Source organism: Clostridioides sp. ES-S-0108-01 (assembly GCF_020662285.1).
In the GTDB taxonomy this organism is placed as follows: Bacteria; Bacillota; Clostridia; order Peptostreptococcales; family Peptostreptococcaceae; genus Clostridioides.
Genome location: NZ_JADGMN010000002.1, coordinates 116426 through 140053, shown reverse-complemented (window position 1 = coordinate 140053; position 23628 = coordinate 116426). Strand labels below are relative to the sequence as shown.

Genomic DNA, 23628 nt, shown 5'->3' with positions numbered 1-23628 from the left:
TCACTAAAAAAGGATGTATTGAATTTCTAATATCAATAACATCCTTTTTATATATTATAACACTTTTGCTAAAAATGATTTAGTTCTTTCATGTTTTGGATTTCCAAAAACTTCTTGTGGAGAATTATCTTCAAGTATACTTCCTCCATCTATAAAAATAACTCTATCTGCAACTTCTTTAGCAAATCCCATCTCATGGGTCACAATCGCCATTGTCATACCTTCTTTAGCAAGTTCTTTTATAACATCCAAAACTTCGTTTACCATTTCTGGGTCAAGGGCAGATGTCGGCTCATCAAATAGCATCATATCTGGTTCCATAGCAAGTGCTCTGGCTATTGCTATTCTTTGCTTTTGTCCTCCAGATAATTGTGATGGATATGAATCTTTTTTATCTAAAAGACCAACTCTACTCAACAAAACTTCTGCTTTTTTTTCTGCTTCTTCCTTGCTCATCTTTTTTAATTTAATTGGTGCTAATGTTATATTATCTAAAATAGTCTTATGTGGGAATAAATTAAAGTTCTGAAACACCATACCTATATTTTGTCTAACCTCATCAATATTAGTTTTTTTATCAACCAAATTTTTTCCTTCAAATATTATCTCTCCACCTGTAGGTATCTCTAGTAAATTCATGCATCTAAGAAGAGTGCTTTTACCAGAACCACTTGGACCTACTATAACCATTATTTCGCCTTTATCGATTTCTAAGTCTATATTTTTTAATACATTTAAATCTCCAAAAGATTTACTTAAATTTTTTATTGTAATCATATTATCACTTTCCTTTTTACTATTCTATGTTTTCCCTAAATGCTAAACATGCTCTCATCTAGTTAGACACAGATAGTTTCTTTTCTAATAATCCAACTAATCTTGATAGAGTAAATGTTATAACAAAGTAAATTGCTGCTGCTACTATTAATGGCTCTAATGCTCTAAATGCTGCATTTTTTACTATATCAGCAGTACGCATTATTTCAACAACTCCTATTACAGATATTATTGAAGATTCTTTTACAAGTGTAATAAACTCATTTGCTAATGAAGGTAATATATTTTTTATAGCTTGAGGTATTATTATATATCTCATAGTTGACCAATAATTTAATCCTAACGATCTACTTGCTTCCATTTGTCCATTATCAACTGATTGTATACCTGATCTTAGTATCTCTGCCACATATGCACCAGAATTTACTGATAATGCAAATGCACTAGCTATGAATTCACTTGGTATACCAAACAACATAGGGAATCTTATTCCTAATTGAGGTAATCCAAACCATACTATATATATCTGTACTAATAATGGTGTCCCTCTTAAAACCTCTATATAGATTGATGATATTGTTCTTAATACTTTGCTCTTTGATATTTTTGCCATACAGATAATTATACCTATTATAAATCCAAAGCATAATGCCACAAGAGAAATTGATACTGTCACACCTGTTCCTTCCAAAAAAGAAGTCCCAAATTTACTTAAAAAACTAAAATCTAAACTCATAATTTCATCTCCCACATAACTTTCTTACTAATTTGAAGCAGCTTCAGCAGATGCTTCATTTAAAAACTCTTCTATCTTCTTACCATCTTGTAATTCTTTTATCTTTTTATTTAATAATTCTATAAAGTCTTTGTTGTTGTCAGCTTTTTTGATTGCTGCTGCCATACCTTCTGTTACATCTTTCCCAATTTCAGTATTTGCCACTTTTATTCCATCATATTTTTTAACATTTATTAGAGAAACTGCTTCATTAGTGACAACTGCATCTATGTTTCCATTTTTTAATTCTGTAATTAAATCAGGTATTGCTTTTAAAGATTTTGTAGTTGTCATTTTTAAAGTGTTAACTACATACTCTTCTTGGATACTTCCTGCTTGAACTCCAACTCTAAGTTTCTTTAAATCATCTTCAGTTTTTACTTTGTCCATATCTGCATCTTTAACTATAACTGCATTTCTACTTAAATAATATAATTCGGAGAAATCAATACTCTTTTCTCTATCTGGTGTTGGAGACATACCTGCAAGAATAATATCAACTTGGTCTGCATTTAAAGCACCTACCAATCCATCAAATGACATATCCTTAATTTCAACCTTTACACCAAGCTCCTTTGCAAATTCTTCAGCCAACATTATATCGAATCCTTTTATTGAATCTTTTCCATCTACTACCTTATGGAATTCAAATGGAGGAAATTCTGCACTAGTACCAACAACCAATTTTCCACTTTCTTTTATTTGTTCTAATTTTGTCTTTTCTTCTCCACCACTACATCCTACTAGTGATAATGTTAATCCTAATACTAATCCTAAACTTAATAATTTTTTAAATACTTTCATTTTAATTACCCCTCTCTTTTAATTATAATTTCCCTCAGATTTTAATACTTAAATGTTTCGAGTTACAAAAAAAGTCTCTCAGTCTTTAATGACTAAGAGACGACTTTACCGCGTTACCACTCTTATTGATAAATACTTATATTGCTTTCAAAATTTGTGAATGTTAGCCTTTAAGCCGTATGGATATTTTGATTTTTAAATCAAAAAAGTCCCTTAGCTTTACAGCTAAGAGACGAATTATATCCGCGTTACCACTCTTTTTGATAAGTAAGTACTTATCCTCTCAATCCCTTAAGGCGGGCAAACCAATTATCATACTAAAATTTCTGATAATCTCCTCCAGAGCTCTCTTCACATAGACTTCATTGCTAGGCTTACACCAACCCCTAACTCGCTGTAAATCCATATATGCTACTTTCTCTATCACTGGATTTGTTTCCTTAAATTGTTAATACAATTGTACTTCCTTATAATATTTTTGTCAATAAGTTTTTTATTTTTTAATAATTTTTACTTGTAAATTATTTGAATACTACAGTGTATATTTATTGAGACTCTTTGTATAATCATAAATAGCATCTTTCATATTTTTAACTATCTTTTAGATAATACTAAATAATATATTTAACATTGTTGCTATTTCTAAACAACTATAAATAATATATTAAGCGTTTATTTCACTTTTTAGTAATTATAAATAATACATTTTATACCTATCTCTTTGCCTTACACATAAATAATATACTTCTTGCTAGTCTATACCTATAAATAATCTATTATCTGCCTATCTAAGTTTAAATTCTAAATTAAATAATATAAATTATATTCTTCAATAAACAAGTTTTCAAATCTAAGATTCGCTCTCTATCTTTAAACTTTATTGTAAACATAATTCCATCTTTTTTAATTATTTCTCCTTCATGAAATTTTTTATGATATACCTTATCCCCTACACCAATACTATCAATTTCTTTTTTTGTTGGCGATTTTATATCATTGATAAATAATGATTTATCAACTTTCTTGCCATACTTATTTAAGGTAGAGCTTATACATAATTTTTCTTCAGCTCTTGTAATAGCAACATACATAAGTCTTCTTTCTTCTTCTAATTGTTCTTCTTTTTTCTCTTCCTTACAAATATCATATGATTTTTCATGAGGTATTGTTCCTTCATTCACACCTATAATATAAACATTTCTAAATTCTAATCCTTTTGCACTATGCATAGTTGTAAATATAACACCCTCAGTCTGCTTATTCTTGTTATTTTCCATTAACTCAGTCTTTACCCTATCAATATGCTCTAAAAATTCTGTCAGAGTATTAAAATTAGTAGCTGAACTCTCAAGTTCATTTAATATCTCTACAAGTCCGTTAGTCTTTATTTTTCTATTACTGCAATAATCTAAAACGTATCTATCATAATCAAGGCTAGTTCTAATATAAGATATTGCGTTTTTAGGATTTAAAGTATTTAAATAACTTAAATCTATTTCCAAATCATTTATTGTTTTAACCTGTTTAGGATGAAGATTACACTTATTTATTAATGCTGTTATAAAATCTTTTTCATCCTTAACCATATTTACACTGTCTTTGGATATATATCTAAAGGGTTTATTTATAATTCTTAGCCAATCTTTATTTGATTTTGGATTAATACCAATTCTTAAATATGCTAATATATCTTGACTTGCCCAATGGTCATATATTGTAATTACTGAATCTTTTACTACAAATGGAATCCTCATATCCATAAATACATCTACTAATGCTCTTGACTGTATATTGGTTCTATAAATTACTGCAAAGTCTGAATACTCTACATAATCTTTTTTTATTTCGTCAATTATTTCCTTGGCAATATATAAGGCTTCCTCCTCTGAATCATGCGGAGAAATATAACTAACACTTCCTCCAGAACCTTGACTGCACTTAATGACTTTTTCGTATCTATTTTTATTTTTGTCGATAAGTCTATTTGCAGTATGCACTATTTCACTTTTAGACCTATAATTTATATCTAATATTATTTTTTTAGTATTATTAAAGTATTGTTCAAATTCAAGTAAAAAATCTGGTCTAGCTCCTCTAAATCCATATATACTTTGGTCCTCATCTCCAACTGCAAATATATTGTTCAAAGGGCTAGAAATTAACTTTAAAACTTCAAACTGTACTTTATTTATATCTTGAAATTCATCTATCAATATATATTTATACACATTTCTAACCATTTCCAATGCAGACTTATTATTCAAGAGTAAGTAATAAGTTCTTATAAGCATATCATCAAAATCAATTTTATTAACTTTGGATTTTTGCTCTTCATATAAGTTATACACTTTTAAAAACTCATCTTTTGTTAGTACTTCTGAATTAAATTCGTTTTTATCCATAAGTTCATTTTTTACATAAGAAATTTCATTTATAACTTGTCCTATATTCTCATCATCATCAGCATTCTCTATATTTAAATTTTTTAAAATTGTCTTGATTGTCATTCTCTTTGATTTTTCATCAAATATACTATCTAAATTGTATCTTTCAAAGTATCTTAGAATCTTAAAAAATACAGAGTGGAAAGTACCATAAGTCACCTTATTAAGCCTTATATCATCACCTAAACTTAAAGCTCTATTTTTCATTTCTATTGAAGATGCCTTGGTAAAACTTATTGCCAAGATTCTTGTTGGTGCTATGTTTTTGTTTACGACCATGTTAGATATTCTATATGTAATTACTCTAGTCTTACCTGAACCAGGCCCTGCAAGTATCATGCAAGGCCCATCTATATGTTCAACTGCTTTTAATTGATTTTCATTTAAATTTCTTATATCTATATTTGTTGTGATTATTAGCTCCACCACCCTAATTCATAATTATATTATTTTCTTTTTAATTATAAACTAAAAGTTCATAAAAATACATTTAATTTTTCCTCTATTAAACCACACCAGTCCTATTTTCATGACATATCTTGAGCTATTTTTTAATTTCGTCACTTATATCTTCACGGATAAATGATAGTTTACTAATATAGTACCCCTGCATATAATCTATTGCCACCAGCATTACGTCCATATGTATCATTAATATATTCTAAAGGATTCGTTAAAATATCAAAATCTCTTTCATATTCTATCTTACTTTTTTAAACTACATGCTGTAAGTAGTAAAACAATCATTGATGTGATAATTAATTTTGTAAACTTACACCTATTCATAAAATATAACCATTCAAATTATAAAATTTATGATAGCATTAAAACTGTAGCTTCACTATTTATATTAATTATAGAACGTTTATTGATAAATTTAAACAGGATTTACAGCATATTTAAAAGCAATTAAGAAACATACAATTACAAATATTGAAAATAAAGCTTTTGCATAATTTTTATTTCTAAATGCACCAAATGTTACCAATCCTTGTTGAATAGCTACTGTAACTACTAAAAGTATCATTATTATATTAAGTTGAACCAACTTAAATAAATAAAGTAATGAAAACACTACTAGAAGTACACATAGTACAATACTAGATTTATTAATAATATCATCAATCTTATCTACTTTCCTAGATTGTTTATTAGCTTCCTTTAGTTTTTCTTTATTTAAATTCTCAACCTTTTTATTATACCTTTCTCTTGTTTTATCTTTATATTTTGCGTTTTTATTTTTATTACCCACTTATTTCCTCACCCTCTATAAATTTTTTTAATTGAGCTTTTACATTATTTAAATATTATATATTTAAGTTAATATTATATTAAGATACCATATGTTCTCACAAAAAGGTAAATTACTATTCATCTATTTTTAATTTTCGCATAAAAAAGCCATCTCTTTTTGGAAATAATTCTGTATTGAGATAGCTTATTTAACTACTTATTTTTTGCAACATTTTCTACATTATCATATTTACTATCAACTAAAACTATATCGACTCTTCTATTTTTTGACCTACCTTCTTCAGATGAATTCTCTGCTATTGGTCTAAATTCACCGTATCCTACAGCAGACAATTTATCTGGTGATATACCTGCATTGTCAATAAGAAGTTGAACAACATTGGTTGCTCTCATAACTGATAAATCCCAGTTTGACTTAAACTCAGAATTTTTTATAGACATGTTGTCTGTATGACCTTCTACCCTCATGTAACTATTCATTTCATTTAACATCTTACCAATTTGAATAATCTTATCTCTAGAATTATCCTTTACAATTGATTTTCCAGTATCAAATAGTATTGTATCTTTAAGTCTTATTACTAGTCCTCTATCTTGAACTTTTAGTGATACTGAATTAGCCATACCATTTTCATTTAAATACTTCTGAATTTCCTCACCAACTTTTTTAAATTCAACATTTTGTAAACTATCTAAATTATCACTTCCTGGTTCTATTTTGCTATTACCACCTTCAATAACTCCAGCAGACCCACCAAACGCAGAATTTAGAGATTGAGATAATTGTTTATATTTCTCTGCATCAACATTACTCATAGAATACATTATGACAAAGAAAATCATAAGTAGTGTTATGAGGTCTGAATAAGTTAAAAGCCATCGCTCATTATTTTCTTCTTTTTCATCTTCATCATACAACATAAATATTCCATCCTTTTATATTATTCAGCTTTAACATCAGTTTCTTCAAGTTCGACTAATTCTTTTGAATTTAAAAATATTTTTAATTTTTCTGTCATTAAATTAGAATTATCACCCTCAAGTATAGATAGTATTGCTTCTATCACCAAAAGTCTTTCGCTTATTTCCTGTTGATTTATAGCCTTAAGTTTTGATGCTATTGGTAACCATATTAAATTGGCAGAACCAACACCATATAAAGTAGCCAAAAACGCAACAGAAATTTGAGGTCCTAACGCATCTGGATTACTTGAAAGATTACCTAAAATATGTACTAGCCCCATAACTGTACCTATTATCCCCAGTGTAGGTGCATATCCCCCTGCTGAATCAAAAATTGCTATTCCTTCTTTATGTCGTTTTGATGTTATCTGTATCTGTGATTCCAATATGTTTCTTATAGTAACTGCATCCACTCCATCTACCATAAGTTCAAGACCTTTTCTAATAAAAGGGTCTAAATCATCATTCTCGCTTATTTCTTTATCAATGCTAAGAAGCCCCTCTTTTCTAGCTTTGATTGCAATTTCTTTGAAATATATTATATTTTCTATATTATTAGGTCTTTTATTTTTAAAAGCTAATAACATTATCTTTATAGACTTTTTAAACACTGGAAATGGCGTTGAAGCCCCAACAGCTCCTATAGTTCCACCAAAAACAACTAGTGCTGATGAAAACACAAATAATGCTCCAACATGCCCTCCGTCAATGATAAAAGCAACTACTAAAGATACTATCCCCACTATGAAAAAAATTAAAGTTATCATCTATTCCCTCCTTTCTTTAGTTATACATATCGAATTATTTATAGACATTATAAAAAGACTATCTTTAACAAGAATAGCCTTCAATAATTGGCGGAGAAGGAGGGATTCGAACCCTCGCACCGGTTACCCAGCCTAATCCCTTAGCAGGGGATCCTCTTGAGCCACTTGAGTACTTCTCCAGATTTCTATACTATTAAATTATATAATAAAACTATATTTTAGTCAATTATTTTATAAAATTTAAGTTATTTTGAATTATTAAATATCTATTTTTACTTTTTTACTTAAATGTAAGTTTCAAATATGGTAAAATTATCTTGCATAGTACTTATAATATTATTTGATAAATATACATACATTAACAAATATACATAAATCTTAACTTAATTGTAAGTTATGCAAAAACTAAAATAATACTAATCCAAGGAGGATATTTTATGTTACCACAGGAAAGATACGAGAAGATTTTAAGTATTCTCGAATCAGATAATATAATTAAAATAAATGACATAGTTCAAATGTTTGATATATCAATAGAAACTGCACGAAGAGATTTAGCTCATATGGAGAGTATTGGTCTTTTAAAAAGAGTTTATGGTGGTGCTATACCAGTTATAGCAAGTAGTGTAGAACTCAACTACGTTAAAAGAAAAAAAATAAACTCAAATGATAAAAAACAGATTGCTATTAAATGTAGTGAGTTTATAAATACAAATGATACTATTTTTATGGATACTGGAACTACTGTCCTTGAAGTTTCAAAAAATTTAAAAGACAAAAAAAATCTAACTGTAATAACCAACTCAATTTTAGTTGCAAATGAACTTATGAATACTAATATAAAAGTATATGTACTTGGTGGTTATCTTAGAGAAACTGAAGGTTCTTTTTCTGGTCCGCTTACACTATCAGCTATAGAACAATTTAATGTCGATAAGGCTATTTTAGGTGCTGGAGGTATAACTCTTGAAAATGGTATCTCTGACTATCACTTAGAAGAAGCACTTGTTAGGAAAAAAATGATTGAAAGGTCTAGAAAATCTATAGTGGTTGTTGAGCCTCCTAAGTTTGGTATAAATTCATTCGCATCAGTAGCTCCTATAGAACATATAGATACTATTATTACATCTGCTAGTATAGACCATAATACAATAATAGAATTTTCTCAAAAAGGAATACCTCTGGTCATAGCTGATAATTAGCTTCTATGATTTTAGTTCCTTGATGTAATAAATTAAAATTAGGGAGCCAAATAATTATTTATTTAGCTCCATTTATACTTAGACAATGCTTTATATTTTTAATTACGTAACTACTTTCAGTTAACTTATCATTTTCGGTTATTCGATTATCAGTTTACTTAATTTATCATTTTAGTTATTCGATTACCAGTTTACTTAATTTATCATTTTAGTTATTTGATTACCAGTTTACTTAATTTATCATTTCAGTTATTCGATTACCAGTTTACTCAATTTATCATTTTTAGTTATTTTATTATCTTTTTTACTTAACTTACCATCGAGCATTTACTGATATAGAAATAAAAGGTGATAAGAAAACAGGTTATAGTTATTTGGCTTTTCAATTTATTTTTAGTTATTTAAAATCCTAATTTAAAACAACTTAAACCTGACTCAAGGATTACTTATTCTACACTGCATCTTTCTTCATTTTAATACTTTGTTCTTCTTCTAAAGTTAAATCTTTTGTCATAAGCATGGCAAGTGCAATTGCCAATATTCCACCAACCAATTTACCAATTACAACAGGTGTAATCATCTCTGGAACTACTCCTGCTGTAAATCCTAAATGGTCCCCCAAAGCTGCTGTAGCACAAACTAACCATGCAGTATTTACCACTTTTCCTTTTGGACTCATACTTTTCATCATTTTATACACTGGAATACTATTAGCTAAAGTAAAGACTAACCCTGCTGCACTAGTAGCATCCATACCTAATTTTCCACCTACCATTGTAAGTGGTTTATTAAGAACTTTAACTAATAAATGTAATATTGGAAAAGTACCTAATAATACTATTGCAATACTTCCAATTACTTGAATCCCTTCTCTTATAGGTGTCATTCCTTTTATAAGTACTATACCTGTTATTTCTTGAAATGCTGATGCTCCCAATCCTATTGTTATCAATATAGATATAAATTTTCCAAAAACTAATGACCCATTTATCATAAGTGTAGAATTCAATTTTAAACCTACCGCTAATATTACTGCCAGTATTATCACTGGTATCATATTTATAATTACCATTGATAAATTAAATCCTGCTATTAATCCTCCTACAATTCCCCCAAAAGGTATTGTTATCAACCCTATCAATAATCCTTTTGCAAAAAATGGTCTGTCCTCATATTCTATAAGACCTAATCCTACTGGTATTGAAAATACTAATGTACACCCAAGCATGGATGACACAACCAATCCTGCAAGCATTCCTGCCTCTTTATTATGAGCAAGTTCCACAGCCAATGGATACCCTCCCATGTCATTTGCTAAAATAGTCGCAAACATAGATGGGTCAGCTCCACAGAGATTGAATATTGGTATTATTGCAGGACCTAATACATCTGAAATGACTGGAGATAAGCAAACTATGCCAACCATTCCTAATGCCAATGGTCCCATTGAATTAAACCCTTCTTCAAACTGCTCTCCAAGTCCAAATTTATTCCCAATTATTCTATCTAATGCTCCTAAAAGCACTCCCATAGCCATTATGTATAATATAATTTTATCAAAGGGCATTTTTAATTCCTCCTATACATGTAAAATACTTTATTGTAACTCAATTAGCACATACCTTTTTGGTATCGTTTTCCCAATTCATAGCTCTTTTTACTGCTTGATTCCATCCAAGTAATATCTCTTCTCTTTTGTGTTTAGTCATATTTGGGATATATTTTTTACTTATTGTAAATTCACTTCTGATTTCATCAATACTATTCCAAACACCACACGAAAGACCTGCCATATAACCTACACCAAGTACTGTCGTTTCAGTATTTTCTGCAATTTCAATTGGTATATCTAATATGTCAGATTGAAATTGCATTGTAAAGTTATTTTTAGTAATTCCACCGTCTACTCTCAACATTTTTATTTTTTTCCCTGAAGCTAAGTTCATGGAATCAACAACGTCCTTGACTTGAAGTGCAACAGACTCAAGAGTTGCTCTTACTATATGCTCTTTTTTAGTACTCCCTGTTATCCCAACCATTGTACCTCTAGCATATTGGTCCCAATAAGGCGCTGCTATACCTGCAAATGCTGGTACAAAATATACACCTCCAGTACTTGATATAGAGTTTGCCATGTCATCAGTTTCTGAATAATTTTTTATAACTCCAATTCCATCTCTAAGCCATTGTATTGCAGCACCTGCTATATACACTCCACCATCATAAGCATATGTAACTTTATCTCCTATCTTCCAAGCAACAGTTGTCAAGATACCATTACCTGCTACATTTAGCTCCTCACCTATATTCATATATAAGAAGCATCCTGTACCATAAGTATTTTTAACCATTCCTGGTTCAAAACATCCATTACCAAACAAAGCTGCTGGTTGGTCTACCATTGAGGCAGTAATTTTTATAGAAACACCACAAAATGACTCCTTATCTGTAGTTCCAAAATTACCACTAGTAGGCATTATATCCGCTAAAATACTTCTAGGTACTCCTATAATGTCAAGTAACTCTCTATCCCAATCCATATCTCTTATATTAAAAAGCATTGTTCTTGCTGCTGTAGATACATCAGTTAAAAAGGATTTTCCTCCTGTCATTTTCCATATTAACCAACTATCTAATGTTCCTGCAAGCACTTCTCCACTTTTAATTTTTTCTTTTACACCTTTTACATTATCTATTATCCATTTAATTTTTGTACCCGAGAAATATGGGTCTATAATTAGTCCAGTTTTATCTATTATTTTATTTTCTAAACCTGGTATCCTCTTTAAATTTTCCACATAATCATAAGTTCTTCTGCACTGCCATACAATAGCATTGTAAAGTGGCATACCTGTATTTTTATCCCACAACATTACCGTCTCACCTTGATTATCTATACCAATTCCTTTTATATCACTTTCATTGATTCCATTTTCAAAAGCCTGTTGTAATACATTATTACTTACAGTTTTTGTATTATTCCAAATTTCTATAGGGTCATGTTCAACATATCCAGATTGTGGATATATTTGAGTATGTTCCATATAATCGCTAAAAACAAACTCTGATTTTTCGTTTATTAATACTGCTCTTGTTCCTGTTGTTCCTTGGTCAATTGCTAATACATATTTCACTTTAAACGTCCCCCTTTATTTTCAGAATTAATAAATTCTTTTTTATTTTTTGAATATAAAATCTATTCAAGTTATTTATATTTTATATCATTCTGTGTATTTATACAATATTTATTACAATATTTTTTGGTTTTTTTAATTATAATAATTTAAAAGATATTTTTATTAAAATATTATTGCAATATTTATTGTATTATTCTATAATCTAGTTAAAATAACACATAATACTTTAATATATACACATAAACAGTCATTCAAAAATTTAAATTAAACTTTTAAGGAGGTTTTACAATGAAAAAAACATATCTATTTAGCCCTGGACCAGTAATGGTTACAGATAGAGTCAGAAATTCGCTTCTTCACTATGATATATGCCATAGAGGAAACGAGTTTATGGATTTATTTAGGGATACACAACAAAAAATCAATAAATTATATAATGCAACTTCTAATTACTACTCATTAGTTGTATCTGGATCTGGAACATCTGTAAATGAATGTGTACTATCTTCTATCTTTGACAAAGAAGATGCTGTTCTGCTAGTTAGTAATGGTGTTTTTGGAGAAAGGCTAGAAGAAATATTATCTACTTATAATGTAAAAACATACAAACCTAATTTTGAATGGGCAGAATACCCAGACCTAGACATTTTAGAAAAATACATAATTGAAAATTCTGATATAAAAGTAATTGCTATGGTGTTCCATGAAACTAGTTCAGGAATGATAAATCCAGTCCCTGAACTAGGAAAACTTGCTAAGAAGTATAACAAAGTATTTTTTGTAGATGCAATAAGTGCCTCAGCAGGTGAGTATATTGATGTGGAAGAGTTTAACATAGATATAATAACAGGTGTTGGCGGCAAAGCTCTTGGAGCATTTCCAGGTTCTGCATATCTTTGTGCTAAAGAAAATGTTTTACAAAATATTAAAGAAAATCAATGTAAAAATGTGTATCTTAATCTTTATAAACACTATAAAGTTGCTAAATCATCTTCTCAAACACCAAATACACCTAATGTTACTTTAATATTTGCCCTTAATGAAGCTTTAACTGAATTTTTGGAAGATGACAGTAAAATAGAAAGATATAAGGAATGTTCTGCTATTTTAAGGAATGGTATGGAAGAATTGGGTCTAACATTTTTACTTCCAGATAAGTATATGTCTAATACAGTTACATCTGTATTTCTACCTAAAGAAATCAATGTAAATGAGTTTATACTAGGTCTAGAAAAAGAAAATGGTTATGTTGTCTATCCAGGAAAAGGTAAATTCTTAGATGCCAACATATTCCAAGTTGCAAATATGGGGGAAATATATCCAGAAGATTGTTATAAATTCTTAGATATTTTAAAATCAAAATTAGAGATAGAAAAAGCTATGTAAAAGTTTATTTATAAAATCCTGAAAAATATCAGTATAAGTTAAATATACTTACTTTTTAAAATTTTCCTAAAATAACTTAAATTTTATATTTTTATATAAGGGCGAACTCTAATATATAAAGTCCACCCTTATCTCAAATCTTTTTATTTCAATACAATTACTTTATTTAAATTTTATTATTATTTTTCTTAAATTCTATTGTTATTTTAAATCATCTAAATTTACAAAAGACTGTGGATAAATTTATTTTATACAAATTTATCTACAGCCTTTTATGTGAATATATCTAAACAATATCGTAGTTATTTATTTCCTCTGCACAATGAGAATCTGAACCTAAAACTAATGGAACATCGTATTTTTTTACCAACTCCAATAAGTATCCATCTATATAAGGTTCTTTGCAGTACTCTTTTCTATTTCCAGAAATATTGTAATCAAGCTCATAACCTTTTTCTTTGATTAACTTTATTAAATCTTCAAGTACTTTGTTTCCTACATAATCGTATGGAAATACCTGATTGAACTTTCTAACTAAATTTAAATGACCTATTCTTTTTGGCTTATGTATCCCTAAATCTGAATTTACAGCTTTTATCAATGTTTCATAGTACTTATTATAAACAGCTTCAACACTACCTAACTTGTCGATTAAATTTTGAAACTCTTCTACACTGTAATCTACACAATAATAATCATCATCAATTTTAATTATATGTACTGATAAGAGAGAATCCTCTAACTCTTCTCCGTATTTATCTAAATTATTCTTTATCCCTTCTTCATATCCTTCTATAAAATCCACTTCCGACCCAACATTTATCTTGATTTTACCCTCATACTTTTCTTTCAACTTCTTGACATCATTAAAATACTTTGGTAAATCTTCAATACTCATACAACTATCATTTTCAGGAGCAGGGTCTCTAAATCCATTTGCATACGGAAAATGTTCTGTAAATGTCATTTCTGTTATTCCAACATCCATTGCTCTTTGTACATATTTTTCAAAATCATCCTTACTTCCATGAGGACAATAAGGTGAATGTATATGACCATCTTTCATAAATAATTCACTCCTTTTTTAAAGAAAAAATCTAATATAAATGCATAAATTTTTTAACTTCAAAATAATATTTTTAATCATGCTAATTTTTATTATATCTAATATTAGAGTAATTTTAAACTGCCTTTTAAGTATCTTATCTTTAGTACTATTTTCAACTTAACATTAATATTATTTTTTAACTTAACATTAATACTATCTTTAAATAGTAATACTCAATATATAATTAATCAAATAACTCAAATTGTTTGATGAAGCTTTTGCAGTATTTAAAGAATATATAATTATTTAACATTAAATAATCCAATCTTGTAATAAAATTTACTCATTAAAGTATATTACAGAAAATATCTCAAAATAAACTTTTTAGTTCATGATATACTCTTTTTTGCATGAAATTAGATATATTTTTATCATTTCAACAATGAAAGGGAGGCTTACATCCATCTTGAGACAACCCCTTAGATAAAATTTTTAATAATTAAACATCACAAAATATAAAAATCGCTTATATCAAACGTATAAGCGATTAATTATATTTACATATGTTTTTTAGCCTCTAACAACATTTTATTAGCTTCTTCCATATACTCTATAGCCTTTTCAATACTCTTTGCTGTTTCTTCTTTTCCAATAGCTCTAGCCTTTTCAACCCACTCTCTAAATCCTTCTTCATGAGTTTCATTGTGATTTATCCAATGTACTAAAAGTATTTTTAAAGTTTTTTCATCCTTAGACTCTGATGATTCCTCATGACTATGTTCATGGTCGTGGTCGTGAGCATGGTCATGTGGATGTTCATGACATATATCTCCATGAGTATGTTCGTGGCAGTGGTCATGGTCATGATGTCCATGATGATATCTTACAATCTCTTTATCAAAAATCATTAGTTATTCCCCCTGTTATTTTATATTAAACTCTTTTTTTATAAGGTTTACAGAATCTTTTACAAGTAGTGCTAATGGTTTACCTTCTAATCCAACTAACTCCACATTTTCTGGCATAATAGGTAAAAGTATCTTCAGTGCCTCACTGTCTGCAATAGCTTCACTTATATTGCAAGTAACTTCTCCCATCATAGAATTAGGTATTATTACAGAAATAGGTGCAACTATTATATTTGCTTTTTTAGCTGATACTACTATAGCATTTTCCCCTGTAGCTCCTTTATTAGCATGAGCCTTCATCATAGAACTAGTTGCTATAGAATTAGTCCCTAGTGCATAAATTTCTACATATGTAGGTAACTCTTCTCTCAAAGAAGAAACTATCTGGGCTCCAATACCTCCACCCATTCCATCTATCACTGCTATTATCATATGAAATTCCCCTATTAATTAATTTTCTTGTATTATTATCTTATGGTCCATCAATCTTATTTCTTTAATTATCCCATCTATTATCTTTTGCTCTCCTAATAAATCAGTTAAATAAATCTTTCCATCACAAGGGTCTATATTAACCACATTTTCCATAACCTTTTCTAACTCATTATTACTTTTGCAAATGAAAGCTGATGATTCACACATATAAATCTCCTCCTAATATGATTTTATTAAAAATCAAAAAAAGATTTCCTTAGGTATTTCAATACACCAAAGAAACCTTCATGATTTCAATTTTCGTATATTATTATACCTTAAGTATATCACTTTAATTTATATAAAGTCAATTAAAGTTAACGCTTTTTATTGTACTCTTCATTCTTGTATTTTTCATATAATTCTTCAGCTAATTTCTTCTCGTAATCAGTCAAATCGCCCTCTACAAACTCAACATTAAATTGTTCAGCCAATCCTTTTACTATGTTTTCCTGTAGAATATCTATGTCTATTTTTCTACCAAGTTCATTTTCTATTCCACTAGCCTTCTTAGCTGTAAATTTCATAGCCCTTTTTTTTAATTCTGGCGTCTTAGTTTTTATCAGTTTAAACAATTTTTCTACATCAAAATCCAGTATTATTGAACCATGTTGCAATAAAACGCCGTCTTTTCTGCTTTGAGCACTTCCAATTACCTTCTTATTATTAATAGTAACTTCATATGATGCATGTGCATTAAAACATGCAGCTGATAGATTTTCCCTACTTATTCTCTCGCCCTTATTTAAATTATCTGTTTCTATACCACTTAAATTCAATCCTTTAACTAGACCTTCGCTTATATATCTATAAGATAAGTTGATACTCTTATCAATTAAAGGATTATCTTCTCCTATAATTATACTATAAGTTAACTCATTATCATGTAATACAGCTCTTCCCCCTGTAATTCTTCTAGTATAGTCTATATTCATACATCTACACTTATCCAAATCTATCTCGTCTTCCAATCTTTGAAAATATCCTATACTCAAACAAGCTGGCTTCCATGTATAAAATCTAAGAGTTGGCTTATTATGTCCCTTCTTATATGCAGTAAATATAGCTTCATCAATTGCCATATTCATTGCACCATCATATGATTTATTATTTATAACTCTCCACTGATTCATGATTATTACGCCCCCATCTTTAGTATAAATATATCCTAGAAATCCTCTACAAATTTATTTCTCTTATTGCTAAGTCTATTTCACTTTGATTTAAAGGTCTTGAATAGTTGTATATAGTACTTCCTGGTCTTTCATTATAGTATGGTCTATTGCAGTCCTTGCATCCTCTTATTTCAAAAGGATAACCCTTGTTTATGTCTTTTATAATATCATTGTCAAGTTTTATACTATCTAAGTATCCATTTTTAAATTCAAAGTACTCTTTCGAATAACCTTTATTTATCATATAAGACATTAATTGTACCCTTCTATAACTTTCTATCTTTGGCTGACTTACTTTTTCCATTTTAGTTCCTCTAACTGGAGTAAATGCAAATAAGCTAATCGTTATATTATTTTCCTTTAAATAAGTATATAAGTTGTATATATCTTCATGACTTTCACCCATACCAACTATTATATGAGTACTTATTTTATTTGGATATGCTTTTGACATTTCAGTTATAAATTTTAATTTTTCATCATAATTATTTCCTTTTATTTTTTCATACAATTCTTTATTTGCTGCATCTATCGCTATTCCTATTTTATCTACTCCTGCTGAAAAAAACTTATTTATCTGTTCATTATTTTCTAATTTTGCAGATAATGAAATTGGCATATCTATCTTACCACTTATATAGTTTATAAAATCTAAAACAGACTTGTGTGCTTCTTCACTTGCCATTGATTGAATGCATATTCTCTTTATATTTTCTCCTTTATAAGTTTTTAAAGCATCTAATATGTCCTCTTTAGAAAACTCTGGCCAAACTACTCTTGATAACTTATCTTTTCTAGTACTGCTTTCTATTGATTGAGAACAAAAACTGCATTTGTTTATACATTTTTCTCCAATCATTATATACGCTGTAGTAGGAGGTATATCGCTTTTTTTGTTTAGTATTCCAAGTTCTATTGCTGTCCCAGATGATAATCTAATCATAAAACACAACACTCCTTACACTCAGTTATTGTCATATTCATTTCTATAGCCTTATTCTTAGCAGACCTTGATGGTAGTACTATTTTATTGACTCCACACATTATAGATAGCTGGTCTAGCTCTTTTCTATACAATCCTCTTGGTCTCATACACCCTAGATTAATTTCAGTATCTGGCAAATTAATTCTGGCTTCACACAGAATATCTGCTACCCCTTCTAATTTAGGTGGTTCTACATTTTCATACTCAGTTCCTTTCGTTGGAATAAGTACTATAAATGTAAGTTTATTAGGAGGATTTTCTTGTAGGTATTCTATAATTTCATATTCACCCTTTATTTGCCCTCCCTTTAAACCAATACATATATGTGGTGCTACCTCTGTATTTTCTCTTATTGTATTATAAACTTCAATATAATCATATTTACTTTTTTCCATCTTATAAACTTCTCTTATAGTCTCTTTATCAAAGACTAAATCAAAAGATACTATATCTAAATACTTACACAACTTTATAATACTACCTTTATCCATAAGACCTAAATGAGCATTCAACCTGTACCCTTGTTCTTTTAACCTTTTAATAGTCTGAATATGAGTACTCATTGGAACATCACCGTCATAACTACATCCGCCACTCAATAGAAAGCTAGTTATATTCCTTGATTGTACTTTTTCCTCATATTCTTCTATTGGCACCATATTGTTTAAATAGTGACCATTACAATGAGCACATTTCAAATTACATTGATTACTTGTAGTACTAAGAGCTAGTGTCTGATTAGGATAAGCAAACTCTATTTTATTTCCAAAATTCTTTAATTTAATATCAAATGCTATTTTCATTTTTTCAGATATATTCTTATTCATAGTTTATTCCTTTTCAAGTACATTTTACTCTTCCAGTAATTTCTTTGCTGTTGGGAACTGCTCTATATTCGTATGTGGTAAGAAACATGCAGATATAAATTCATCCATATAACTTGGATATACACTAAGTTCAACATAAGTTATTTGATTACCTATTTCCTCAAGCTTATTTTTTGCATCTTTACTTATAAGAGCTAAGTAAGAACCAACAAGCGAACTATTTCCAATATAAGTAAATTTTTCTCTATCAATATCAGGAAGTAATCCTATAATTATTGAGTTTTCTATGTCTAAGTTATTACCTATACCACCTGCTATATAAACTCTATCTAATATACTAAAGTCCATGCCTAAACTATCTACAAGAGTATATGCACCTGAATATATAGCTCCTTTAGCTCTAATGAAGTTATCTATATCAACTTCATTGACTACTATATCATTTTCTAAATCAAACTCTTCCTTAAATGCTAATACATACTCTCCTATCTCATGCTCATTAAACCTAACTCTCTTATTATCCAAATCCCTATATATCTTACCTCTTCTATCTATTACACCTTTAGTAATCATTTGGCAGATTAAATCAATTATACCAGAACCACATATACCAACTGGGACACATTCATCTATAATTTTTAATGTTGGCTCTAAAGTTTCTTTATCAATAGTTACTTTCTCTATTGCTCCTGCTGATGCTCTCATTCCACAGCTTATACCTCCACCCTCAAAGGCAGGTCCTGCTGAACACGCACAACTCATCATATAATCTTGATTTCCAAATACTATCTCTCCATTAGTTCCTAAATCTATAAATAAAACATTTTCTTCACTTGACCATATACCTGCTGATAGTACACCTGCTGTTATATCTCCTCCTACATAACTTGCAACAGATGGAGCTAAGTACACATATGCACTGTCATTTACGAAAAGACCCACATTTTCCCCCATAAGTTTTGGAGATTTCAAAAATGGAGGTATGTAAGGCTCTTGTCTTAAGAAGTCTGTATACACACCTAAGAATAAGCTTGTCATAGTTGTATTTCCAGCAGCTACTAACGTAACTACATCCTCTTTATTTATTCCATTTCTTTCGTATATTGTTTTTAATAGAGGGTTTATAGTTTCCTCAACTATAGCTTTGTGAAGTGTTTCTAATCCATTCTTTTTAGTTGAATATATAATTCTATTTATAACATCTGCTCCATATTTTATCTGTGCATTTCCAGAAGATGCTTTATCTACTACTTCTTTTGAATATAAATCTACTAAACATACAACTACTGAAGTTGTACCAATATCTATTGCAACTCCATATAAGGAATTTTCTTTATTTCCTTCTTCTATATTTATGATTGTAAGTTTCTTTTGTTTTTGAACATATGTTATTGTAATTTTAAAATCGCTCTTTCTAAATACGGTTGGCATCTTTCTAAGTATATCCAACCTAAAATCTATTTCATTATATCCTAGATTATTTCTAACGTATCTCTCCAGTCTATCTACATCGCTTATATTATCATCTAAATTTGGCTCTTCCATTTCTATGTATTTCTTTTTTATATTTGTTTTAAATTGAAGGTTATGCTCTTCAATTATTTTTTTGGCTCTTTCAAATATTTCTCTATCTTCTTTTTTGTTACCACCTTCTATCTTCATACCATGCATAGAAGATGATACTTTAGAAGGAACTTCAATTTCTATATCTGAAATTACCTTTGTACAACAAGCTAGTATATAGCCTTGTTCCCACTCATCATCCGTTATATGTCTTGTTTTTTCTGTATCAACCTTTCCATTCAATAATTTTACTTTACATTTACCACAAGACACATTTCCATTACAAGGAGCGTCTATAAATATATCTGCATTTCTTGCAACCTCTAGCAATATATCCCCCTCATTACAATAAACTTCTTTATTGTTTGGTGTAAAAATTACTTTTATCATATTATCCTCCCAATTTGTTCTATATATTATAAAAGGAAAGTATAGCTAAATTTGCGTGCACTCAAATTTTACTATACTTTCCCCAATTATAATAATATCCTAATCTTTAATTATTCTAATCCAGCCTCGTATTCTTTATCACTTAATAACGTATCAAGTTCAGCCACATCAGCTAGTTTTACTTTTAATATCCAGTTTTCGTATGGGTCTTCATTTATACATTCTGGCTCATCTTCTAATTTCTCATTAACTTCTAATACCTCACCATTAACAGGAGATATTAAATCAGAAGCTACTTTAGAAGATTCAACTACTCCAAAATCAACTCCCTTAGTTACAGTATCTTCTACTTCTGGTGTTTCAACAAATAATATTTCTCCTAATTGATCTTGAGCATAGTCTGTTATACCTATATATACAACATCTCCATCAATTACTTTTACCCACTCATGATCTTTAGAGTATTTTAATTCTGGTAATAATTTCATTTCGATAGACCCCCAATATTATATTATTGATTAAATTATTTAAATCATATTAATATTATATCACACTATTTTAAATTTTCCATCAATTACATTACACTTTCCATAGCTAATGCTGGATGACCTTTTTCTTCTAAGAAAGCTAATACTCCTTCAGAATCATCAGCTATAGTTTCATCACAAACCATATCACAGAAGTTTTCTATTCCAGTCATTTCTTTAACTGTAGCATTTAATTTATCAGCTACATAATCTTTTAATTCTTTTGGCATCCAAACTATTCTTTCTGGTCCACCTTCTGCATAAGCGAATTTTTTAGAAGATATGAAATGTCTTCCGTGTCCCATGAATCCTGGAGTTTGAACTCCTCCACCTGTCATAGAAGCAAGTTCTCCAAAAGTCATACCAACTGGAGTAACACTTGCAAACTCTCTGTTAACTACAACAAATCCATTTGCTTCTGGCATTATACCACAGATACATTCGAAGCATCCACAAGAAGTCATTGGGTCTTCTAGTATAGAGTATAATGTAACAGATTCAACTGCACCTTGAGATATTTGGTTTACAGTTTCATTTACTGAATTCCATACACCTGTTCTATCATCTAAGCACTCGCCTTTTTCTATTGGTTGGCAAGGACCTGTTGGGTCTAATTCTTTAGTAGCCTTAGCATCTAACCAGCTAACTGCTCCACAAAGACCAAGTCTTTCAGGAGTAACAACACAAACGTGAGCTGGTGCAAATGATTGACATAAGTTACAAGAATAGAAAGTATCAACACTTTCATCAACTAGTGAAGCTAATCTTTCATCTCTAGCATTGTACTTAGCTATTGCTTCACCTTTTAATTCAGAAACTTTTTCAGCATCTGTAATTATAGTTATTTCACACTTATCAACAACTGATTCAAACTCATCTAACATCTTAGCATATAAAACTTCTCCTATATGCTCAAGTCTAAATCCTTTATCAAATGCATCTTTAGAGATTCTTACCCAAGCCATATCTCTTTGTCCAACGTGCATTACACCTTCTATATAGTTTAAGAAGTAGTGGAAACGTCTTTCAAGAACTGGCTCGAAATCTTCTTGCATGTTTTTACCAGCTATTTTAACTATTACAGCAAGTGGTAATCTTAGCACACCATCTGCATCAACTTCATCTATATTTGGTCCTATTATTTCTATCTTATGGTCTTCAACTTCAGTTGCTTCTTTCTTAACAACAAGTTCCCAAGCTTCAGTTCTGTTTCCGCCAAACTCAGCAAACATGTCGCTCTTTCTAATTCTCTCACCTTCAAATGCTGCTGCAAATGAAACTGGGATAGGTATTTCAGTAACTTTTATTTTTATTCCTCTAGCTTCTAATGAAGTAGCTACTATCTTATCGTAATCTTTTTGAGTTAATAAGTTCATTGGAACTTCAAGAACTGTTTGGTCAGTTACAACTGGGAATCCTAAAGCTATTGCTCCAGCACCTGCAGATACAACTAATTCACTTAGTGGTCCAAATGCATTAACAAATGCAGGAACTCTATTAGCTGTGTATTCTAATAATCCGTTTAAATCACCAGGAGTTAATCCACCGAATATTAACGCTGCTCTTACTGCAACAGATACAACGTGGATAACAGAAGTTACATCGTATCCTAGAGGTATAACTCTTAGTTCAAGACCCATTTTTACTCCAGCTTCTATAGCTTGGTCTATAACTTTACCAACTAAGAAAGTTAATAAACCTTTAGATTGATAATCTTTTATAACTTTTGCTGCTGATTCAGCATCAGGACACTCACCAAGAACAACTGCAACACCAGGTATATCTCCTGTAACTAGTGGTACACCAAGTGATCTGATTATAGGGTCAGTTATATGACCTGCACATGGCTCACTATATGGAGCATCCATAGTTGAATATTTTAATGCTTCAATTACTTCTGCAGCTAAAGCTGTAGCTAAACCAGCATTAAAAGCATGTTCTAATAAATGAGTTCTATTTATTAAAGATTTTACTACTCCTAAAGCACCTTCTAAGTCCCCTAAAGTATTCATTTTTTGTCCTGTTGCAGCATATATACAAGGTAATGAGTATGCTGTATCAGGGAAAGCAACTTTATGCTCTTTTCCATTTTTTTCTATAGCTTCGGCTAACATAGCCTGAGCTGCACCTAAAGCTTGTTCTGACCCTGTAAAGATTATATTATATAGATTCATTCTATTTCCCCCTTTAATATTTATACCTATTTTTTTATTAACTATACC

General features: G+C 29.6%; 21 protein-coding genes, 1 tRNA gene and 1 other annotated feature. Of the genes, 2 read left to right on the top strand and 20 right to left on the bottom strand.

Features of this window, described 5'->3' with window-relative positions:
- Positions 1–54 precede the first annotated feature (54 nt).
- The 8 genes from IR152_RS03045 to IR152_RS03010 all read right to left on the bottom strand — a co-directional run bounded on the left by IR152_RS03045 (position 55) and on the right by IR152_RS03010 (position 7963).
- Positions 55–777, bottom strand: a complete 723-nt coding sequence (locus IR152_RS03045) for an amino acid ABC transporter ATP-binding protein (RefSeq protein ID WP_077709725.1) — start codon at positions 775–777, stop codon at positions 55–57.
- A 58-nt stretch (positions 778–835) separates the two neighbouring features.
- Positions 836–1513: an amino acid ABC transporter permease gene (locus IR152_RS03040; protein ID WP_227450340.1), complete on the bottom strand. Its 678-nt coding sequence runs from the start codon at positions 1511–1513 to the stop codon at positions 836–838.
- A 27-nt stretch (positions 1514–1540) separates the two neighbouring features.
- Positions 1541–2356: a transporter substrate-binding domain-containing protein gene (locus tag IR152_RS03035; RefSeq protein ID WP_227450339.1), complete on the bottom strand. Its 816-nt coding sequence runs from the start codon at positions 2354–2356 to the stop codon at positions 1541–1543.
- Positions 2357–2581: 225 nt separating this feature from the next.
- Positions 2582–2792: a binding site (T-box leader), on the bottom strand.
- 370 nt (positions 2793–3162) lie between these two features.
- Positions 3163–5229 (bottom strand): ATP-dependent helicase, encoded by a 2067-nt coding sequence (locus IR152_RS03030; protein ID WP_227450338.1) that lies wholly within the window; start codon positions 5227–5229, stop codon positions 3163–3165.
- Positions 5230–5677: 448 nt separating this feature from the next.
- Positions 5678–6052 (bottom strand): hypothetical protein, encoded by a 375-nt coding sequence (locus IR152_RS03025; RefSeq protein ID WP_227450337.1) that lies wholly within the window; start codon positions 6050–6052, stop codon positions 5678–5680.
- A 194-nt stretch (positions 6053–6246) separates the two neighbouring features.
- Positions 6247–6975: a flagellar motor protein MotB gene (locus IR152_RS03020; RefSeq protein ID WP_227450336.1), complete on the bottom strand. Its 729-nt coding sequence runs from the start codon at positions 6973–6975 to the stop codon at positions 6247–6249.
- Positions 6976–6995: 20 nt separating this feature from the next.
- Positions 6996–7784 (bottom strand): flagellar motor protein, encoded by a 789-nt coding sequence (locus tag IR152_RS03015; RefSeq protein WP_227450335.1) that lies wholly within the window; start codon positions 7782–7784, stop codon positions 6996–6998.
- A gap of 88 nt (positions 7785–7872) precedes the next feature.
- Positions 7873–7963, bottom strand: a tRNA-Ser gene (locus tag IR152_RS03010).
- Positions 7964–8221: 258 nt separating this feature from the next.
- Between IR152_RS03010 and IR152_RS03005 the strand changes: the two genes are divergently transcribed.
- Entirely contained in the window at positions 8222–8986 is a 765-nt protein-coding gene (locus IR152_RS03005; protein WP_227450334.1) for a DeoR/GlpR family DNA-binding transcription regulator, read from the top strand.
- A 451-nt stretch (positions 8987–9437) separates the two neighbouring features.
- Here IR152_RS03005 and IR152_RS03000 read toward each other — a convergent pair whose 3' ends face one another.
- Together IR152_RS03000 and glpK are read right to left on the bottom strand one after the other, a co-directional pair.
- Positions 9438–10553 carry an ethanolamine utilization protein EutH gene (locus IR152_RS03000; RefSeq protein ID WP_227450333.1) on the bottom strand — a complete coding sequence of 372 codons (1116 nt, stop codon included), beginning with the start codon at positions 10551–10553 and terminating at the stop codon, positions 9438–9440.
- Positions 10554–10593: 40 nt separating this feature from the next.
- On the bottom strand, positions 10594–12120 hold the full coding sequence (gene glpK, locus IR152_RS02995; RefSeq protein ID WP_227450332.1) for a glycerol kinase GlpK: 1527 nt from the start codon (positions 12118–12120) through the stop codon (positions 10594–10596).
- A gap of 291 nt (positions 12121–12411) precedes the next feature.
- Between glpK and IR152_RS02990 the strand changes: the two genes are divergently transcribed.
- Positions 12412–13509 carry a pyridoxal-phosphate-dependent aminotransferase family protein gene (locus IR152_RS02990; protein WP_227450331.1) on the top strand — a complete coding sequence of 366 codons (1098 nt, stop codon included), beginning with the start codon at positions 12412–12414 and terminating at the stop codon, positions 13507–13509.
- Positions 13510–13795: 286 nt separating this feature from the next.
- On the opposite strand, the gene hisJ is transcribed toward IR152_RS02990, so the two are convergent.
- The 10 genes from hisJ to acsB form a co-directional block, all read right to left on the bottom strand.
- Positions 13796–14575, bottom strand: coding sequence for a histidinol-phosphatase HisJ (gene hisJ / locus IR152_RS02985; RefSeq protein WP_227450330.1), 780 nt, complete (start codon positions 14573–14575; stop codon positions 13796–13798).
- 539 nt (positions 14576–15114) lie between these two features.
- The gene (locus IR152_RS02980; protein WP_003432237.1) at positions 15115–15465 is read right to left on the bottom strand and encodes a hypothetical protein; all 351 of its coding nucleotides are present in this window, start codon (positions 15463–15465) and stop codon (positions 15115–15117) included.
- Positions 15466–15480: 15 nt separating this feature from the next.
- Positions 15481–15897, bottom strand: coding sequence for a DUF3842 family protein (locus IR152_RS02975; protein WP_003418377.1), 417 nt, complete (start codon positions 15895–15897; stop codon positions 15481–15483).
- An 18-nt stretch (positions 15898–15915) separates the two neighbouring features.
- Positions 15916–16107, bottom strand: coding sequence for a CooT family nickel-binding protein (locus IR152_RS02970; RefSeq protein ID WP_003418375.1), 192 nt, complete (start codon positions 16105–16107; stop codon positions 15916–15918).
- Positions 16108–16256: 149 nt separating this feature from the next.
- Positions 16257–17072: a biotin/lipoate A/B protein ligase family protein gene (locus tag IR152_RS02965; RefSeq protein ID WP_227450329.1), complete on the bottom strand. Its 816-nt coding sequence runs from the start codon at positions 17070–17072 to the stop codon at positions 16257–16259.
- Positions 17073–17118: 46 nt separating this feature from the next.
- Entirely contained in the window at positions 17119–18057 is a 939-nt protein-coding gene (locus IR152_RS02960; RefSeq protein ID WP_227450328.1) for a radical SAM protein, read from the bottom strand.
- Complete coding sequence (locus tag IR152_RS02955; protein ID WP_227450327.1) at positions 18054–18926, bottom strand: radical SAM protein; 873 nt, start codon at positions 18924–18926, stop codon at positions 18054–18056. The genes IR152_RS02960 and IR152_RS02955 overlap by 4 nt, the downstream gene beginning before the upstream one ends.
- Before the next feature lie 24 nt (positions 18927–18950).
- Positions 18951–20879: a corrinoid activation/regeneration protein AcsV gene (acsV, locus tag IR152_RS02950; protein ID WP_227450326.1), complete on the bottom strand. Its 1929-nt coding sequence runs from the start codon at positions 20877–20879 to the stop codon at positions 18951–18953.
- 110 nt (positions 20880–20989) lie between these two features.
- Positions 20990–21367, bottom strand: coding sequence for a glycine cleavage system protein GcvH (gene gcvH, locus IR152_RS02945; protein ID WP_003418363.1), 378 nt, complete (start codon positions 21365–21367; stop codon positions 20990–20992).
- A gap of 86 nt (positions 21368–21453) precedes the next feature.
- Positions 21454–23580 carry an acetyl-CoA decarbonylase/synthase complex subunit alpha/beta gene (acsB, locus tag IR152_RS02940; RefSeq protein ID WP_227450325.1) on the bottom strand — a complete coding sequence of 709 codons (2127 nt, stop codon included), beginning with the start codon at positions 23578–23580 and terminating at the stop codon, positions 21454–21456.
- Positions 23581–23628: the final 48 nt, after the last annotated feature.